We start from the raw sequence: 17,167 nt of genomic DNA on the forward strand, positions 1-17,167 counted from the left end.
TTGAACCATCGGCATAACCATAATCATGATCATGATAAAAAATATCATCCCCATTATCACCTAGTAATTTATCTTCTCCTTTATCACTAAATAGGACATCTTTTCCCTCTCCTCCATAAATTGTATCATTGCCCCCATCACCATACAATATATCGTCAGCATCCCCACCATATAGGGTATCTTCATTATCATTACCATGGATGACATCGCTTCCATCCCCACCTTCTAACGTATCATTTCCATATCCGCCTTCTATAAGATCATTTCCAAGTTCCCCATATAAAGTATCATGACCGTCATCACCCTTGACTATATCATCTGAACCACCCCCATAAATTTCATCATTACCTTCATTACCATTAATTACGTCATCACCTTCATTACCTAATATTATGTCGTCTCCTTTACCAGCAATGATCGTGTCATTATCTTCATTACCTTCTATATGATCATACCCATCTTGACCTAATATAAAATCTTGACCATTTCCACCATAAATATAATCATCACCAAACCCACCATCTAATATATCATTACCTTGATCACCAGAAATAAAATCATTATCGTCACCACCTTTTATTGTATCTTGCCCGTCTCCCCCAAAAATTTTATCGTTTCCATTCTCTCCGGAAAGAGTGTCAATACCATTATTACCTTCAAGATAGTCATTATTTTCGCCACCTAATATAGTATCAGCACCTTCACCACCCGCCAACCAATCTTCACCATTATCTCCAGATAAAGAATCGTCCTGATCTCCACCAAACAAATAATCATCACCGCCTTGACCACGTAAAATATCATTACCATTATTACCAACCAGTAAATCTTTTCCATTACCGCCTTCTAATACATCTTTTAAATTACCCCCGAAAAGCCAATCATCCCCATCTTGGCCACGTAATATATTTTCTTCTCCATCCTTACCTATCAACACATCATTATCGGGTGTTCCATTCAGTGTTAAATTGTACAAAGGTATATCGATTAGATTATTTAAGCTTGACGTTTTATTTTTAAAATTAATATTTTTAATATTATTCATAATATTATTCCCCTAAATAAATTAATTATTAAAAAATTATGTCAGAACATAGCATTATAAATAAATATTTAGCAAATTTATTTATGGTTAATTTTCGTTAATCTATAATATATCGATATATAAAAATATAATTTTATATAATATTTTTTATTATAAAAAAATTATAAATTATTTTATTTAATTAAATAAAATGATGAGCTATAGCTTATGAGAAAGGGTAGCTATTTAAATAGCAATATTTTTATAAATTATTATTTTTCTAAAGGAAAAACTTTTGTAATATGGCCCATTTTGCGGCCAGGTTTTGGTTCTGTTTTTCCGTAAATATGTAATTTAATAGTGGGATCCTGTAAAAATGATTGCCATTTTTTTATATCATCCCCTAATAAATTAATCATAACTGCATTGCTATGACGTTTGGGTGAACCCAAAGGCAAACCACATATAGCGCGCACCAATTGTTCAAATTGGCTGGTATATGACGCATCTAATGTCCAATGTCCAGAATTATGGGGACGTGGTGCCAGTTCGTTGACCAACAATTGATCCTCTACAACAAACATCTCAATGGCCAAAACACCAATTAACTTTAATTCTTGTGCAATTTTTTCAGCTATAACCAAACTTTGTTTTTTCAAGTCATCAGAAATCGAAGCTGGAACCCTGGTTTCATATAAAATATGATGTTTGTGAATATTTTCAACGGGTTCAAAACATTCTATTTGACCATGTATATTGCGTGCAACAATTACAGATATTTCACATAAAAAATTCACTTTTGCTTCAAGAATAGATTCAACCTGCCCTAATTGATCCCAAGCCTTTTTAAGATCACTGTAATCCTGAACAGAAATTTGTCCCTTACCATCATAACCCATTCGTGCTGATTTTAAAATTGCAGGAAATCCAGTAAATGATCTGGCATTGTTTATATCCTCGTCATTTTTAATACTTATATATAAAGTAGTTGGGATATTAATTTGATTTAAAAAATCTTTTTCATAAAGACGATGTTGCGTAATTTTTAATATATGTGCTGCCGGATATAGAGGGCGATATTGTGATAAAAATTCTGCACTTTTTAAAGGTATATTTTCAAATTCAAAGGTAATAACGTCAACTTGATCTGCAAACATTTTAAGTGCTGTTTCATCATCATATTCAGCTATTAAAGCATGATCACAACAAATAAAAGCAGGACTATCTGGATCAGGGCAAAAAATAGATGTTTTATATCCTAAGCCTGCTGCGGCTAGTGCTGTCATTTTTCCTAATTGACCACCACCTAAAATACCTATTTTGGACCCAGGTGCTAGGACATAAGGTTTAATCATGGGGAATATCTTTTACCATATCTGTTTGTTTTTTGCGCCATTCTTCTAATTTTTTTGAAAGCTCTGAATTAGAGAGAGCTAAAATTGATACCGCTAAAAGAGCAGCATTCACCGCACCCGCTTTACCTATTGCTAGTGTTCCAACTGGTATACCCGCTGGCATTTGTACAATTGATAATAAACTATCAACGCCTTTTAATGTTTGACTTTCAATGGGAACACCCAAAACAGGCAAAGATGTTAAAGAAGCTGTCATTCCTGGTAAATGGGCTGCCCCACCTGCTGCGGCAATAATAATTTTTAACTGGCGTTTTACTGCCGTGGTTGCATACTCATAAAGTCTTTGAGGTGTTCGGTGAGCAGATACAATTTTTACTTCATAATGAATTTTAAAAGACGACAAAATTTCTGTTGTATATTTCATGGTTTGCCAATCAGACTGGCTTCCCATAATTACCCCAACATCAATTTGTTTCTTTGTTTTTTTGGTCATTCGTTTATTGTTCAAAAAATGATTTTAACGTTCACGCAAACTTTCATCACTATATTTTTGAAGTGGGCTTAAAAGATAATCAATAATTCTTCTTTTCCCTGTTTTAATTTCAATTGTTGTGGTCATACCCGGTGAAAGCTGAACCGTTTTTCCATCAACATTCATGGTTGATTTTTCAAGTTCTACCCTAATAGCATAAATTAATCCCATTTTTTCATCTTGAATAGCATCATGCGATACAACCACAACTTTACCATTAATTGTTCCATAACGTGTAAATGGAAAAGCTTCTAATTTAACTGAGGCTTCCTGATTGGTCGCAACAAATCCAATATCTCTATTTAAAACCATAGCTTCAGATTCAAGTCTAGCTTGTTTGGGAACAATAATCATTAAAGGTTGGGCTGGTTGAACGACACCCCCAATCGTATGAACTGCCAGTTGTTGAACCGTCCCATCAACAGGTGACACTAACTTTTGCTGAACTTGTCTTTGTTCTGCTTTAATTAATTCCTGTTGTAGCGAACTAATTCTTTGTTCAGCATCTGCTAATTCTGCTAATCGAGTGCGACGAAATTCTGCACGGGCTTGTTCTTTTTGTCGTTCAATCGATGACATTTGGGCACGCGCTTCATTGGAACGAGCTTGCGTTGCTGTTAAATCCTGTTCCATTGAAATTAATTGTTGCTGAAGTTCAAGTAGCGTCATGCGAGGGGCTAAATCTTTATCTGCAAGTATTTGCCTAGATTTAACCCTCTCCTTCATCAAAGGAATAGTCGCTTCTAACTTTTTTCTTTGGGCATCAATAGCTGCAATATTAGCTCTGGATTGTTCATATTCACGATCCAATGCAGCAAGATGATTAAGAAATTCTGCACGTTGGCTTTTTAAAAGATCTATTTGCAATCTGATTTTAGTATCATCTGCTCCTGCTGGTGGAATAAAAGCTTTATTAATATCACCATCCGATAAAATTGCCCGAAGACGCGCTGCATCAAGTTGGTAATTCATCAATTCTTTTGAAAGACGCTCACTATCTGCTTCAGATGTTGTTGTATCTAATTCAATTAAAAGATCCCCAGCTTTAACTTCCTGTCCATCAATAACTTCTATTCTTTTTACGATACCCATTTCAAAAGCCTGAATGGTTTTGGTTTGTCCACTTGGGACTATTTTACCTTGGGCAACCGCAATAATATCAACTTTACCAACACATGCCCAAATAATAGCAATACCAACAAAAACAGAAATAAGAATTGCTAAACTTCGGCCTGCTGGCGATGGGGGGGTTTCTAATACCTCCATAGCTGCGGGTAAAAAATCTGTTTCATAATGATCTGGTTTATTTAAAACCTTCTTGCTAAACCATTCATATAAATTATTTATAAATTTATACATATAATTTTATCTTGTTGTTTGATAATGATAAAGTTTAGCATAACGGCCATTAAGCTGAAGTAAACTTTCATGGCTTCCATCTTCGACAATCCGTCCTTTTTCAATGGTAATAATACGATCTGTTTGACGGACAGTTGAAAGACGATGGGCAATAATAAGAACTGTTCTACCTTTGCAAATCATTTTCATATTATCTTGGATAATACGTTCTGATTCATAATCGAGCGCACTTGTTGCCTCATCAAAAATCAATATTTTTGGGTTAACGACTAAAGCCCGTGCAATCGCGATACGTTGTCTTTGCCCCCCCGAAAGTCCCATACCCCGTTCACCAACCATCGTATCATAACCTTCGGGTAATTCTAAAATAAATTCATGAGCACCAGCAAGCTTAGCTGCTGTAACAACCCGCTCCATAGGCATTGATGGATCAATTAAAGCAATATTATTACGGATTGTTGCATTAAAAAGTATATTTTCTTGAAGCACAACACCCACTTGACGGCGAAGCCATGCAGGATCAACCATAGCAAGATCAACACCATCAATTAAAACACGTCCACGTTCCGGTATAAAAAGACGTTGGACAAGTTTTGTCAACGTACTTTTCCCTGAACCAGAGGGACCAACAATACCAACAATCTGGCCAGGTTTAATATTTAATGATACATCAGATAGAATTTCTGCTCCACCAGGTACATAGCGAAAAATAACATGTTCAAAAACAATCTGTCCGGTTACCGCAGGTAGTGACGCCCGATCGGCACGCTGGGTTGACTCACCATGCGTATTTAAAATATCACCCAATCGTTTAACCGAAACACGTACTTGTTGAAAATCTTGCCACATTTGCGCAAGCCGTAAAACAGGGCCGCTTACATTACCAGATAACATATTAAAAGCAACAAGTTGCCCAACTGTAATATGGCCTTCAATAACAAGTTTTGCCCCAAACCATAAGGTTAGAATAGAAACCACCTTGTTAATCAATTGAGCCGTTTGTGACGAAACATTTCCTAAATTTGATACACGAAACGCCGCACTAACATAAGCTGCAAGTTGTTCTTCCCAACGACGTTGCATTTGAGGTTCAACCGCCATTGCTTTTAATGTTTCAACGCCTGTAACTGATTCCACAAGAAATGCTTGATTTTCAGCACCACGCGCAAATTTTTCATCAAGTCTACGTCGAAAAACCGGGGTCACCAATAACGATAAACCCACATAAAATGGTATAGCTAAAATAACAATTAATGTTAACGTTGGACTGTAATAATACATCACCGCTAAAAAAACGATGGTAAAAAAAAGATCAATCACTAAGGTAAGTGCCGAACCTGTTAAAAAACTTCTTATATTTTCTAATTCACGAATACGTGCAATTGAATCACCCACGCGTCTTACTTGAAAATAACTTAAAGGCAGCGACAGCATATGCCGAAATAATCCTGCCCCCAATTCAACATCAACACGGTTTGTTGTATGTGAAAAAATATAATTTCTAAGGCCCGTTAAAATAACATCAAAAATTGTAACAATCACTAACCCAAAAACTAAAACATCCAAAGTTGTCATTGAATGATGAACCAAAACTTTATCAATAACCACTTGGAAAAACAAAGGAGAAATAAGAGTTAATAATTGCATAAAAAATGATGCCGTTAAAACCTCGGCTAGTAATCTTTTATATTTTAAAATAACTGGTATAAACCATGAAAGATCAAAATGTCTTTCTGTTGAAAATTTAAAAGCCCGCTTGGTTAAAAGAATAAGTTTTCCATTCCATGCATTTTCAAATTCACGTTTCGATAATACTAGGGGCTTTTTTTCAAGTGAATCTTGAATAAGAACTTTATCATCCGCAACTTTAGCCAAGATGAAATAAAATCCATTATAATCTTGGGCAATAGCAGGTAATGGGGTTTTAAGAATTTTTGCCCAAGTTGTTGTTACTACTTTTGCTTTTAGACCAAAATGTTTTGCAGCTCTTAATATTTCCATTTGGGTAAGAAATTTACCAGGTGCTGCAAATTCCCGTTTTATTTGGGTGGGGTCAGCAGCCACACCTAAAAAGCGCAAAAGTAAAGTTAAACAGGTTAATCCCGTATCTATATTTTTCTGCGCGTTACTATCAACTGGCCCATTAATTTCAGACATATAACTATTCAACTTAACCAAAAATTATTTATTACCACACTCATAACATATTCTTCAACAATCAGATAGAATTAATTGTATAAGATAAAAGTTAAGAAATAATCCCATCTTCAAGTTTTAATATTCTATCCATACGAAGCGCAAGATCCATGTTATGGGTAGCTATTAAAGTAGCCAGTGATGATTCTTTTACTAAATTAAGTAATAAACCAAAAATATCTTGTGATGTTCCATGATCCAAATTACCTGTAGGTTCATCCGCAAGTAAAAGTTTTGGGTTATTGGCAAGAGCACGTGCAATAGCAACCCTTTGTTGTTCGCCACCAGATAATTGGGCTGGTCTATGGTTCAATCTATGGGATAATCCTACCCTTGATAGCAATGTTTGAGCATACTGTTTTGCTTGGTATTTATTAATACCTTTAATCATTTGCGGTAACATAACATTTTCAAGAGCTGAAAATTCACGTAACAAATGATGGTATTGATAAATAAACCCCATGGTTGTTCGACGCAAACCAGTTCGCTCTGCATCAGAAAGATTTTGTACAAGTTTTTGTTCAATTAAAATTTCACCCGATTCTGGTTTTTCCAAAAGACCACATAAATGTAACAAGGTTGATTTTCCTGAACCAGATTGGCCAACTAAAGCTACCATTTCGCCAGCTTTAATATCGAAATTTATATCGTTCAAAACTGTAAGTTTTGTTGAACCTTGCCAAAAACTGCGCGTAATGTTTTTAACAGAGAGAATAGTTGACAGAGTAGTTGGATTATTCATAGCGCAAAGCCTCAACAGGATCTAATTTTGCGGCTCGCCATGACGGATAAATTGTGGCCAATAAAGATAAAGTTAGTGCCATGAGCCCAACCAAGGTTACTTCAGAAAAATCAATAATTGCTGGAAGTTTTGAGAGAAAATAAATTTCATCCGAAAATAAATTTGTTTGAGATAATCTTTCAAGAAACTTTCTTATAGATTCTATATTATCCGCAAATAAAATACCCAAAATTAATCCCGTGATTGTTCCAGCCACACCAATACTTGCCCCACTTAAGAGAAAAATGCGCATAATCATACTTTTGGTTGCACCCATGGTACGCAAAATTGCGATATCTCTTCCTTTATCTTTAACAAGCATAATTTGACCACATATAATATTAAAAGCAGCGACAACAATAATTAGAGTTAAAATTAAAAACATAACATTTCGTTCAACTTGGATTGCATTAAAAAATGTACCATTTAATCGTTGCCAATCTTGCAACCCATAATCATCTGAAAGCAATGTATTCTGAATATTTTTTATAACTTGATTTGTAAGATCAGGATTATTAATAACAATTTCCAAATAAGATGCGGCATTTGGCATTTTATAATAAAGTTGTAAATCTGATAAAGGTACGAAAACATATCCGCTATCATAATCATACATACCAACTTCAAAAATTGCGGTAACTTCAAATGTCTTTGAGCGTGGAATTGATCCAATAACTGTATCTACAGTTTGGGGTGTAATTAAGGTAATAGAATCCCCAACCTTAACACCTAATTGCTTAGCAAGTTTTGTTCCAATCATAGCACCATCCGCATATAAATCACCCGCTTTAATGTTACGCACCAAAAGATCGTTGGGTTTCCAATCCGCTGCCCTGGTTCCACGCACAATACCACCTAAAGCGTGACCTTTACTTGTAATCATGGCTTGCCCTTGGATCATCGGTTTAATTGATACAATATTTGGAACTGAGCTTAATTTTTGGATAAGCGCATCATAATCAGTCAAAGGTCCATTTTCACGTACCAGATTTATATGCCCATTAAGTCCTAAAATTTTACCTAATAACTCATGTCTAAATCCATTCATCACTGACATAACGATGATTAATGTCGCAACACCAAGCGTAATACCTAAAAGAGAAAAAGCTGCAATGATTGAAATAAAACCTTCTTCTCGTCTTGGTTTTAAATATCGAAAAGCAACAACACGTTCAAATAAAGAAAAGGCCATGATTACATATCCTTAATAAATTTTATTTATGCTTTTTGTTTTTCTTGAAAGAAATTTTCAAGATTAGTAAAAGAAATTTCTGTTTTATGACCTGTTGCTCTTTCTTTAATTTCTAAAGTTTGGGTTTCAGTATTTTTTGGCCCAACAACAATTTGCCAAGGGATACCAATTAAATCCATATCAGAAAATTTTGATCCTGCCCGCTCTTGTCTATTATCATATAACACATCAAATCCACTTTGGCTTAAAGTATCATAGACCTTTTGTGCATATTGATCACAAGCTGGATCATTTTGTTTCACATTAATTAACCCAATATCAAAAGGGGCAACAGATAAGGGCCATATAATACCCGCTTTATCATGATAGGCTTCAATAATTGCAGCAACTAACCTCGATACACCTATGCCATATGATCCCATATGAACAGGTATTTCTTTACCTTGGGAATTTGTCACATAGGCATTTAAAGGTTCAGAATATTTAGTCCCAAAATAAAAAATATGCCCAACTTCAATACCACGGGCTTCAATTAAATTTTCTTTGTTAACCGAACACTTTATAGGATCATGTTTTTCATCTGTTGCTGCATAAAGAGCTGTCCAATTTTGGACTTCTGGTTCTAAATCACTATCATAATCAATATGTTGATGAAGAGGATTGAAAGATAAAAGATTTTTATCACAATAAACTTTACTTTCCCCTGTCTCAGCAAGAATAATAAATTCATGACTTAAATTACCACCAATGGGTCCTGTATCCGCTTGCATTGGAATAGCTTTTAATCCCATGCGTGCAAATGTTCGCAAATAACACATAAACATTTTATTATAGGCTTTTTTTGCCATATCATAATCTAGATCAAATGAATAACTATCTTTCATTAAAAATTCACGCCCACGCATTACCCCAAATCTTGGTCGCACTTCGTCCCTAAATTTCCATTGTATATGGTACAATAATTGGGGCAATTCACGGTAACTTTTGATGGATTGATGAAAAATATCTGTGATCATTTCTTCATTAGTTGGGCCATAAAGCATTTCCCTATCATGACGGTCTACGATACGTAACATTTCCTTACCATAATCATCATAGCGTCCCGATACCTTCCACAAATCTGCCGATTGTATGGTAGGCATCAAAAGTTCTTGGCATCCTGCTTTATTTTGTTCTTCACGTATAATATTTTCTATTTTTTTCAAAACACGAAGTCCCAAAGGTAGCCACGAATAAATACCAGAGCTTGTTTGACGTATCATTCCGGCACGCAACATCATTTGATGAGAAACAATTTGTGCTTCTGCTGGAATTTCCTTTAACGTAGGCATAAAAAAACGATTTAACAGCATTTCTTCCTCAAACTCACAATCTAATAATTAATATTCCCAATTAATATTCATTGTATATCTATAAAAATTGATAGCATTTTAATCCTCGATCTATTTATGCCACAAGTTAAAAAGATAAGAAATCATAATTAATTTATTTTACAGTATAATTAATTAGAATTATGCCAAATTATTAAAATTATGTTAGAATTATGATTGTCTTGTATTTTCTTTTATGATAGTGGTTGGCCAATATTATTTTTCTAAATGACGCTGCGTTTTAATTTTAGCATTCTAAAATCCGGGGGGATAAAATGTTGGCCAATTTTTTTAAATTGCAAGAAAATCATACCACAATAAAAACCGAAATTATTGCCGGTTTTACAACCTTTTTAACAATGGCTTATATCATCATTGTTAATCCAGCTATACTTCAAGAAACTGGCATGGATCATGGTGCTGTTTTTGTTGCCACCTGTCTTGCTGCCTCTCTAGCCACAGCCATTATGGGGCTTTATGCTAATTATCCTGTCGCCTTGGCACCAGGTATGGGATTAAATGCTTATTTCACCTATAGTGTAAGCCTTGGTATGGGGCTTGGGTGGCAAACTGCCCTTGGTATTGTGTTTATTTCTGGGGTTATTTGCGTTCTTTTAAGTCTTTTACCTATTCGGGAATACATTATTAATTCTATACCCCATTCATTGAAAATGGCCATTGCATCTGGTATTGGTTTATTTCTTGGCATTATTGCTCTTAAAAATGCCGGGTTTATCGTTGCAGATCCAGCAACATTTGTGACGTTGGGTAAACTTACTAGTATAACTTGTATTTTGGCCGCCATAGGTTTTTTTCTTATGGTTGCTCTTGATAATTACCGTATCCCTGGTTCAATTATTATTTCAATTTTAGTGATTACTTTTATTGGGATGATTTTAGGGGTGTCCCCAGTTACAAATAGTTTCTTTTCACTACCCCCTAGCCTTGCCCCAACTTTCTTAAAAATGGATCTTATGGGGGCCATAATGTCTGGAGCTGCTATTATTTTTGCGTTTGTATTTGTTGATTTGTTTGATACAGCAGGAACATTAATTGGGGTGGCACATCAGGCCAACATGCTTGATAAAGATGGAAAATTACCAAGATTGAAACAAGCTTTAGTTGCAGATAGTAGTGCCAGTATTATTGGATCCATGTTAGGTACATCATCAACAACCAGCTATATTGAAAGTGCAGCAGGTGTTAGAGCCGGTGGTCGTACAGGATTAACAGCGATTGTTGTCTCTTTACTTTTTTTAGCAGCATTGTTTTTCTCACCCTTAGCAAAAGCTGTTCCTATTTATGCGGCGGCACCAGCTTTATTGTTTGTTGCATGTTTAATGACTAAAGGCCTCACCCAAATTGATTGGAACGATGGTACCGAATATGGTCCTGCGGTCGTTACAGCTTTGGCTATGCCTTTAACCTTTTCTATTGCTAATGGAATTGCCCTTGGTTTTATAAGTTATGTTTGTATAAAATTACTAAGCGGTCGTTTTAAAGAGCTTAACCCGATTCTAATCATTTTAAGCATTCTTTTTTGTGTAAGATTTGCAACGATATAAAAGCCTGTTATTTTTCTTCAAAATCAAAAATTATGACTGAATATAAATCAGTAATTTTATGGGATAGAAATGGGGCAAGTTTTATTGATAATCAATACAGCCGTGCACACAAATGGTTATTTGATGGTGGTATTGAAATTCCAGCGTCAGCATCGCCCCATATTGTCCCCTTCCCCTTATCTATAGAGGCAGCTATTGATCCTGAAGAAGCTTTTGTGGCAAGTATTTCAAGCTGCCATATGCTATTTTTTTTATCGATTGCTGCTAAACATAAATTTATTGTTGAAACTTATCGAGATGAAGCAATTGGTCTTATGGCCAAAGATATATCCGGTAAAATAGCTATAACCCAGGTAACACTTTATCCCCAAGTGAATTTCACAGGAAACAATAAGCCTGGCTCAGACGAAATTATATCTATGCACCACACGGCACATAATCAATGTTTTATTGCTAATTCAGTTAAAACAGATATCAAATGCAATCCTATTGGGATCACCTGAATGTTAAAATTAATTATAAAAAACAAAAGATGACAAATTATTTTGGATATCTTAAAATAGGCCAAATAATAAACTTGTATGTAGTAACAATTTATATAAACAAGTATAAATTATATAGGGGGATGATCTAGAAATGTTAAATCACAAACCAAATGTAAGTCTAGAACAACCTTGGAATAATTCTAAAAACAAACCTTATATTCATATTGATCACGTTGTTAAAAAATTTGGTAATTTTACGGCGGTTCAAGATGTTTCCTTAAGCATTTATAAAGGTGAGCTTTTTTCCCTTCTGGGTGGTTCAGGCTGTGGAAAAACCACATTGCTTCGTATGCTTGCAGGATTCGAAGAGCCGACCTCTGGCAAAATATATATTGATGGGGTCGATATGGCTGGGATTGCACCTTATGACCGCCCAACCAATATGATGTTTCAATCCTATGCTCTTTTCCCACACATGTCTGTTGAAAATAATATTGCTTTTGGCTTAAGACAAGATAGCGTCCCTGCAGCAGAAATTACGAAAAGAGTTTCTGATATTTTAGAACTTGTTCAACTCAAACCATTTGCAAAACGTAAACCTCATCAACTATCTGGTGGACAAAGGCAACGCGTTGCTTTGGCACGTGCCTTGGTTAAACAGCCTAAATTATTATTATTGGATGAACCTTTAGGTGCTTTGGACAAAAAACTTCGTGAACAAACGCAATTTGAATTAATGAATATTCAATCGCAACTTGGGGTAACTTTTATCGTTGTAACACATGACCAAGAAGAAGCCATGACCTTATCAACAAGAATTGGGGTCATGAATAGTGGTCAGATTGTACAAACTGGTACACCCCAAGAAATATATGAATATCCGACCAATAAATTTGTTGCCAACTTTATCGGGTCAATCAACATGTTTGAAGGTTTTATTATTGAGGATGAACCTGACCACGTTTTAATTAAATCAGAGCAAGCAGGGAGCCATCTTTATATTAACCATGGTATTTCAAGCCCACCTACCGGTAAGGTTTTTTATGCGATCCGTCCAGAAAAAATTATTCTAACCAAAGATAAACCAGACCAACCCTATAATTGTCTTTCAGGTATAATCGAAGAAATTGCTTATATGGGCAATTTGTCGGTTTATCTGATTAGATTACCTAATAATACAACCTTCAAAGCTACAATGCCAAATCAAATTAGATTTTTAGAAGAACAGCTTAAACATGAAGATCGTATTTACGCGAGCTGGAATGCATCAAGCGGAATTGTTTTATTATCATGACAAGAAAAGCATATCAACTTTTAGGTGAAAAATTAAGCAAAGGCGAATATCCTTTGGTTTTTTTTCTTTATGAAAAAGTACCTTTTATCAAATGGTTCATAAGATCTTTTGTAACTCTTATGCCAAGTGGCCGTGGTATTACAATATTAACACCCTATCTTTGGCTATTAATCTTCTTTGTTATACCTTTTTTAATTGTTTTAAAAATAAGTGTGGCCGAAACCCAAATCACACAACCTCCCTATAGTGATCTTATTACATGGGATGATATCGGGCTTAAAATTCAATTGTTTTTTGGAAATTATGATTTCATCATTTTTGGGGATGGTGAATTTTATCTGACAGCTTTGTGGAATGCTTTAACCATCGCCTTCATTTCAACTATTTTATGTTTACTGATTGGTTTTCCTATGGCCTATGCGATTGCCAGATCATCACCCACATCACGTAACATATTCTTATTGTTGGTCATTTTACCTTTTTGGACATCTTTTCTTATTCGGATTTATGCGTGGGTCGGTATATTAAAAAATAATGGGGTTATTAATAATGTTTTGATCTGGCTTGGCCTTATATCGCCAGATAATCCATTGATCATGATGAATACCAATTTTGCTGTTTATATTGGGATTGTTTATTCCTATTTGCCTTTTATGATTTTGCCTCTTTATGCTACTTTGGAAAAAATGGATTTAACGTTACTTGAAGCTGCAGCTGATCTTGGATGCAAACCATGGCGTGCATTTCTTTCGATTACCGTCCCCTTGGCTTTACCTGGTATTATAGCTGGATGTATGCTTGTCTTTATCCCTGCTGTGGGTGAATATGTTATTCCTGAACTTTTAGGTGGACCAGATAGTCTAATGATTGGTCGTATTTTATCGAATGAATTTTTTACCAATCGCGATTGGCCTGTAGCGTCAACCTTGGCTATCTTTATTTTAATTGTTTTAATTATTCCTATTTTAATTTTCCAATATTTCCAAAACAAACAGGTTGATGCATATCGATGAACAATAAATTATCTTGGTTCTTAATATCAATTTTGATTATTGGTTATATTTTTCTTTATGGACCAATTTTATCTTTAATTGTTTTTTCATTTAATGAATCAAAACTTGTGACAGTATGGGCTGGTTTTTCAACCAAATGGTATCAAGAATTGGCCCAAGATCAACAGGTTCTAAGTGCTGCATGGTTAAGTCTTGAGATAGCAGCGATCACCGCCACACTTTCTGCTATTTTGGGAACAATCTCAGGATATATTTTGGCAAGATTTAATAAATTTCGAGGTAAAGCATTTTTTACTGGTATGATTTCAGCGCGTTTGGTTATGCCAGATGTTATCACAGGTCTTTCAATGCTTTTGCTTTTTGTGCAAGCAGATCAATTATTACAAGTAATTTTTGGGATAGATCCAATTGGACGTGGAAAATTAACAATTATCATTGCCCATACAACAGCTGCCATGGCCTTTGTAACCGTTGTTCTTCAATCACGATTGGTTAATCTTGATCAATCTTTAGAAGAAGCTGCCCAAGATTTGGGCGCACGTCCCTTAAAAGTTTTCTTTGTTATAACTTTACCAATTATTTCACCTGCTATTATCGCCGGCTGGCTTTTAGCTTTTACCATTTCCTTAGATGATGTTGTAATCGCAAGCTTTACGTCAGGTCCTGGGGCGACCACCTTACCCATGGTTATTTTTTCAAAAGTAAGATTAGGTTTAAATCCAGAAATTAATGCTTTGGCTACAATTATCATTGGCATTGTTGGTGTTGGTGTTCTTATTGCAAGTCTTATGATGAAAAAGCAGGAAAAAAGACGCACACACGAAATGCAAACAGCTTTCGATCAACATTAATTATTTAATTAAAAATCTAATTAATCACTGGAAAGATTTTTTGATCTTTCCAGTGATCTAATATTATCAATTATGGTAGGCTAATTTTTTTGTAAAAGTACCAATTAAATCTTGGCGCATTTTACTAATATCACCAGACATTCTTATATGCTGAACTGACAATTTATCACTACCTTTAAAGAAATCTGGATATTCAGATGATAGTTGCGCTAAATCCGCTGATTTTACAGAAAAACTTGATAGTTTTTTAATTGGATAATCAGTTTGGGCAAAATCTATCTGTTGATTATTTAGGGTTATAATAACCAAATCGACTTGAGTTTGACCTTTATTCAAACTTGAAATTTGTAAAGGATAATAAATTTGATTATTTTTAAAACGATATTCAATTGGATGAAATGTTTGCAATGTTGTTTTTAAATTAATAGTATCATAAACAATCCATTCATAACCACGTTGTTGATAATCTGTTAAAATAGACACTAAATTTTGTGCATATTTAGAATCCATTATTTGATTACTAGTTGTAATTTTTTGGAATAAATTATTTGTATGATCAACAAAATTATCTAAATTTAATTTTTTTGTATCAACTAATTTAATATTTGCTTTGCTGCAGATTTAAAATCTGTAGCCCAATCAATTTCACTATTCTGGTTCTTAGCCAATTGGGCCAATTTAGAATAAAGATTTATATCTTTTACTTGTGATCTAGGTTGGTTAGGAAAAACAGTAAATTCTACTTGTTTTATATTTCCATCCTTTATAGAAGCAACATCTGTTGATAAGACCATAATTTCTTCATCCCCATTATGAAGAATGATTGCTCTTTGGCGTGGTTCATCTATATCGCACGACCATCCCCCATGATCAGCTAATACTGTAGAAATAGGAAAGATAAAAGCTAATATTAAAGAAATCATAAAATATGAATTTTATTTTTCATAAAAATACTCCTTAGTTATATATTAAAATAATTATAATAAAAAATGTAATAATATTATTATTTATATAATTTTTCTAGCAAAAACTCACGGCCTATTTTTACTTTTTTCTCTTGGTTATACATCACAATGTCAGCTGTTGCATAGGTTTCTGGCCATTGTTGGGGTAAAAACGATCCTGTCCCAATAATATCAATCGGTGCATTGGTTGTTGCCATTATTTTGCATTTCAAGGGATCAAAACCCGATGATGCTATTAATTTGACTTTATCAAAACCTGCTTGATTTAAGGCTTCACGTACATGAAAAATGGCAGCGGCTGAAACCCCACCCCCAATTAAATATTTTAATTCAAGTTCTGTTCGATACCCTCGAATAGATTGAGGTACAAATCTATCCAAAATTCTATATGAGCTTGTTGGATCAAGCCCTTCGACATATCGGCTTCCATGGGTATCCAGACGTATACCAAGTAATCCTTTTTGGGCAAGATTGGTAAAATGACGACATACGTCAAGACTATCTGTTATTTCATGACCAAAATAATCAACTAACACAACCATTTGTTCATCTGGAAAAATCTTATGAAACATTTCGGCTGCTTTTAAGGTTGACCCTGCATATCCAACAAAGGCATGGGGCATTGTACCAAAAGCTTTATCCTGGCCAAAATAATGGGCTGTAGATTGTGTTGCATTACCAATAAAACCTTTGGCATTTGTTTGTATTTGGGCTGCCTTTGACCCAACACTTGCCCCATACGCCATCAATTCTGCCATTTCTAAACCTGCACAATGCCGTGCATCCATCGCCAAAAATCCAACATAGGGTAAATCGGTACACATTGTATAAGCATTAAAGGCTGCTACACATGATGGACCAAGTTTTTGCAAAAAAATTGTTTCCAAATCAACAAGACCAGAAAAAGATCCCGTAAAATACAGGATAGGTTCACCTGCACCTACCCATTCACCTTCCTGGTAATTTAATTTAAAATCAATTTTTATATTTCTTTGATCTGTAATATAATACAGCCATTCCATGGCAAGACGCGGGGCAGAAATAACCGGACGCCGCATAAAAACCGCATAAGTTACTTGCTGATCACCAAAATGTTGAATAATTTTCTGGGTTTTAAGAAAATAATGATCCGTCCATTCAGCTAATGTTGAAAGATCTGGTTTCATAATTATAATGGCCTTATGT

Annotated in this window: 16 protein-coding genes; 5 read left to right on the forward strand and 11 right to left on the reverse strand. The window is 34.7% G+C overall.

The window, feature by feature from the left end; all coding sequences use genetic code 11:
* From K1X44_05170 to K1X44_05205, 8 genes are all read right to left on the reverse strand, one after another.
* On the reverse strand, nucleotides 1-1,045 hold a 1,045-nt coding region (locus K1X44_05170), incomplete at its 3' end, for a hypothetical protein (GenBank protein ID MBX7146682.1).
* Nucleotides 1,046-1,296: 251 nt separating this feature from the next.
* Nucleotides 1,297-2,379: a 5-(carboxyamino)imidazole ribonucleotide synthase gene (locus tag K1X44_05175; protein ID MBX7146683.1), complete on the reverse strand. Its 1,083-nt coding sequence runs from the start codon at nucleotides 2,377-2,379 to the stop codon at nucleotides 1,297-1,299.
* On the reverse strand, nucleotides 2,372-2,872 hold the full coding sequence (gene purE / locus K1X44_05180) for a 5-(carboxyamino)imidazole ribonucleotide mutase (GenBank protein MBX7146684.1): 501 nt from the start codon (nucleotides 2,870-2,872) through the stop codon (nucleotides 2,372-2,374). The genes K1X44_05175 and purE overlap by 8 nt, the downstream gene beginning before the upstream one ends.
* Before the next feature lie 24 nt (nucleotides 2,873-2,896).
* Nucleotides 2,897-4,270 carry an HlyD family type I secretion periplasmic adaptor subunit gene (locus tag K1X44_05185; GenBank protein MBX7146685.1) on the reverse strand — a complete coding sequence of 458 codons (1,374 nt, stop codon included), beginning with the start codon at nucleotides 4,268-4,270 and terminating at the stop codon, nucleotides 2,897-2,899.
* A gap of 6 nt (nucleotides 4,271-4,276) precedes the next feature.
* The gene (locus K1X44_05190) at nucleotides 4,277-6,427 is read right to left on the reverse strand and encodes a type I secretion system permease/ATPase (protein ID MBX7146686.1); all 2,151 of its coding nucleotides are present in this window, start codon (nucleotides 6,425-6,427) and stop codon (nucleotides 4,277-4,279) included.
* A 91-nt stretch (nucleotides 6,428-6,518) separates the two neighbouring features.
* Nucleotides 6,519-7,208, reverse strand: a complete 690-nt coding sequence (locus tag K1X44_05195; GenBank protein MBX7146687.1) for an ABC transporter ATP-binding protein — start codon at nucleotides 7,206-7,208, stop codon at nucleotides 6,519-6,521.
* On the reverse strand, nucleotides 7,201-8,439 hold the full coding sequence (locus tag K1X44_05200; GenBank protein MBX7146688.1) for a lipoprotein-releasing ABC transporter permease subunit: 1,239 nt from the start codon (nucleotides 8,437-8,439) through the stop codon (nucleotides 7,201-7,203). Before K1X44_05200 ends, K1X44_05195 begins: the two co-directional genes overlap by 8 nt.
* A 26-nt stretch (nucleotides 8,440-8,465) precedes the next feature.
* Nucleotides 8,466-9,791, reverse strand: coding sequence for a proline--tRNA ligase (locus K1X44_05205; GenBank protein MBX7146689.1), 1,326 nt, complete (start codon nucleotides 9,789-9,791; stop codon nucleotides 8,466-8,468).
* A 293-nt stretch (nucleotides 9,792-10,084) separates the two neighbouring features.
* On the opposite strand from K1X44_05205, the gene K1X44_05210 reads away from it, so the two are divergent.
* The 5 genes from K1X44_05210 (at nucleotide 10,085) to K1X44_05230 (ending at nucleotide 15,017) form a co-directional block, all read left to right on the forward strand.
* A complete protein-coding gene (locus tag K1X44_05210; protein ID MBX7146690.1) occupies nucleotides 10,085-11,374 on the forward strand; it encodes an NCS2 family permease in 1,290 nt (429 codons plus the stop codon).
* A 32-nt stretch (nucleotides 11,375-11,406) separates the two neighbouring features.
* The gene (locus K1X44_05215) at nucleotides 11,407-11,877 is read left to right on the forward strand and encodes an OsmC family protein (GenBank protein ID MBX7146691.1); all 471 of its coding nucleotides are present in this window, start codon (nucleotides 11,407-11,409) and stop codon (nucleotides 11,875-11,877) included.
* 133 nt (nucleotides 11,878-12,010) lie between these two features.
* Nucleotides 12,011-13,153: an ABC transporter ATP-binding protein gene (locus K1X44_05220; protein MBX7146692.1), complete on the forward strand. Its 1,143-nt coding sequence runs from the start codon at nucleotides 12,011-12,013 to the stop codon at nucleotides 13,151-13,153.
* A gap of 119 nt (nucleotides 13,154-13,272) precedes the next feature.
* Nucleotides 13,273-14,166 carry an ABC transporter permease subunit gene (locus K1X44_05225; protein MBX7146693.1) on the forward strand — a complete coding sequence of 298 codons (894 nt, stop codon included), beginning with the start codon at nucleotides 13,273-13,275 and terminating at the stop codon, nucleotides 14,164-14,166.
* Entirely contained in the window at nucleotides 14,163-15,017 is an 855-nt protein-coding gene (locus tag K1X44_05230; protein ID MBX7146694.1) for an ABC transporter permease subunit, read from the forward strand. Before K1X44_05225 ends, K1X44_05230 begins: the two co-directional genes overlap by 4 nt.
* 66 nt (nucleotides 15,018-15,083) lie before the next feature.
* Here the strand turns inward: K1X44_05230 and K1X44_05235 are convergent, their stop codons facing one another.
* From K1X44_05235 to K1X44_05245, 3 genes are all read right to left on the reverse strand, one after another.
* Nucleotides 15,084-15,527 carry a hypothetical protein gene (locus tag K1X44_05235; GenBank protein ID MBX7146695.1) on the reverse strand — a complete coding sequence of 148 codons (444 nt, stop codon included), beginning with the start codon at nucleotides 15,525-15,527 and terminating at the stop codon, nucleotides 15,084-15,086.
* 83 nt (nucleotides 15,528-15,610) lie between these two features.
* Nucleotides 15,611-15,940, reverse strand: coding sequence for a hypothetical protein (locus tag K1X44_05240; protein ID MBX7146696.1), 330 nt, complete (start codon nucleotides 15,938-15,940; stop codon nucleotides 15,611-15,613).
* Nucleotides 15,941-16,020: 80 nt separating this feature from the next.
* Nucleotides 16,021-17,148: a nicotinate phosphoribosyltransferase gene (locus K1X44_05245; protein MBX7146697.1), complete on the reverse strand. Its 1,128-nt coding sequence runs from the start codon at nucleotides 17,146-17,148 to the stop codon at nucleotides 16,021-16,023.
* Nucleotides 17,149-17,167: the final 19 nt, after the last annotated feature.

It is taken from the genome of Alphaproteobacteria bacterium, from assembly GCA_019695395.1.
In the GTDB taxonomy this organism is placed as follows: domain Bacteria; phylum Pseudomonadota; class Alphaproteobacteria; order JAEUKQ01; family JAIBAD01; genus JAIBAD01.

Bases quoted from the DNA above. Each gene is read 5' to 3' on its own strand.
- K1X44_05200 (MBX7146688.1), bottom strand. From the start codon at position 8,439: ATGGCCTTTTCTTTATTTGAACGTGTTGTTGCTTTTCGATATTTAAAA.
- K1X44_05190 (MBX7146686.1), bottom strand. From the start codon at position 6,427: ATGTCTGAAATTAATGGGCCAGTTGATAGTAACGCGCAGAAAAATATA.
- K1X44_05175 (MBX7146683.1), bottom strand. From the start codon at position 2,379: ATGATTAAACCTTATGTCCTAGCACCTGGGTCCAAAATAGGTATTTTA.
- K1X44_05205 (MBX7146689.1), bottom strand. From the start codon at position 9,791: ATGCTGTTAAATCGTTTTTTTATGCCTACGTTAAAGGAAATTCCAGCA.
- K1X44_05210 (MBX7146690.1), top strand. From the start codon at position 10,085: ATGTTGGCCAATTTTTTTAAATTGCAAGAAAATCATACCACAATAAAA.
- K1X44_05240 (MBX7146696.1), bottom strand. From the start codon at position 15,940: ATGATTTCTTTAATATTAGCTTTTATCTTTCCTATTTCTACAGTATTA.
- purE (MBX7146684.1), bottom strand. From the start codon at position 2,872: ATGACCAAAAAAACAAAGAAACAAATTGATGTTGGGGTAATTATGGGA.
- K1X44_05235 (MBX7146695.1), bottom strand. From the start codon at position 15,527: ATGGATTCTAAATATGCACAAAATTTAGTGTCTATTTTAACAGATTAT.
- K1X44_05215 (MBX7146691.1), top strand. From the start codon at position 11,407: ATGACTGAATATAAATCAGTAATTTTATGGGATAGAAATGGGGCAAGT.
- K1X44_05225 (MBX7146693.1), top strand. From the start codon at position 13,273: ATGCCAAGTGGCCGTGGTATTACAATATTAACACCCTATCTTTGGCTA.
- K1X44_05230 (MBX7146694.1), top strand. From the start codon at position 14,163: ATGAACAATAAATTATCTTGGTTCTTAATATCAATTTTGATTATTGGT.
- K1X44_05185 (MBX7146685.1), bottom strand. From the start codon at position 4,270: ATGTATAAATTTATAAATAATTTATATGAATGGTTTAGCAAGAAGGTT.
- K1X44_05245 (MBX7146697.1), bottom strand. From the start codon at position 17,148: ATGAAACCAGATCTTTCAACATTAGCTGAATGGACGGATCATTATTTT.
- K1X44_05220 (MBX7146692.1), top strand. From the start codon at position 12,011: ATGTTAAATCACAAACCAAATGTAAGTCTAGAACAACCTTGGAATAAT.
- K1X44_05195 (MBX7146687.1), bottom strand. From the start codon at position 7,208: ATGAATAATCCAACTACTCTGTCAACTATTCTCTCTGTTAAAAACATT.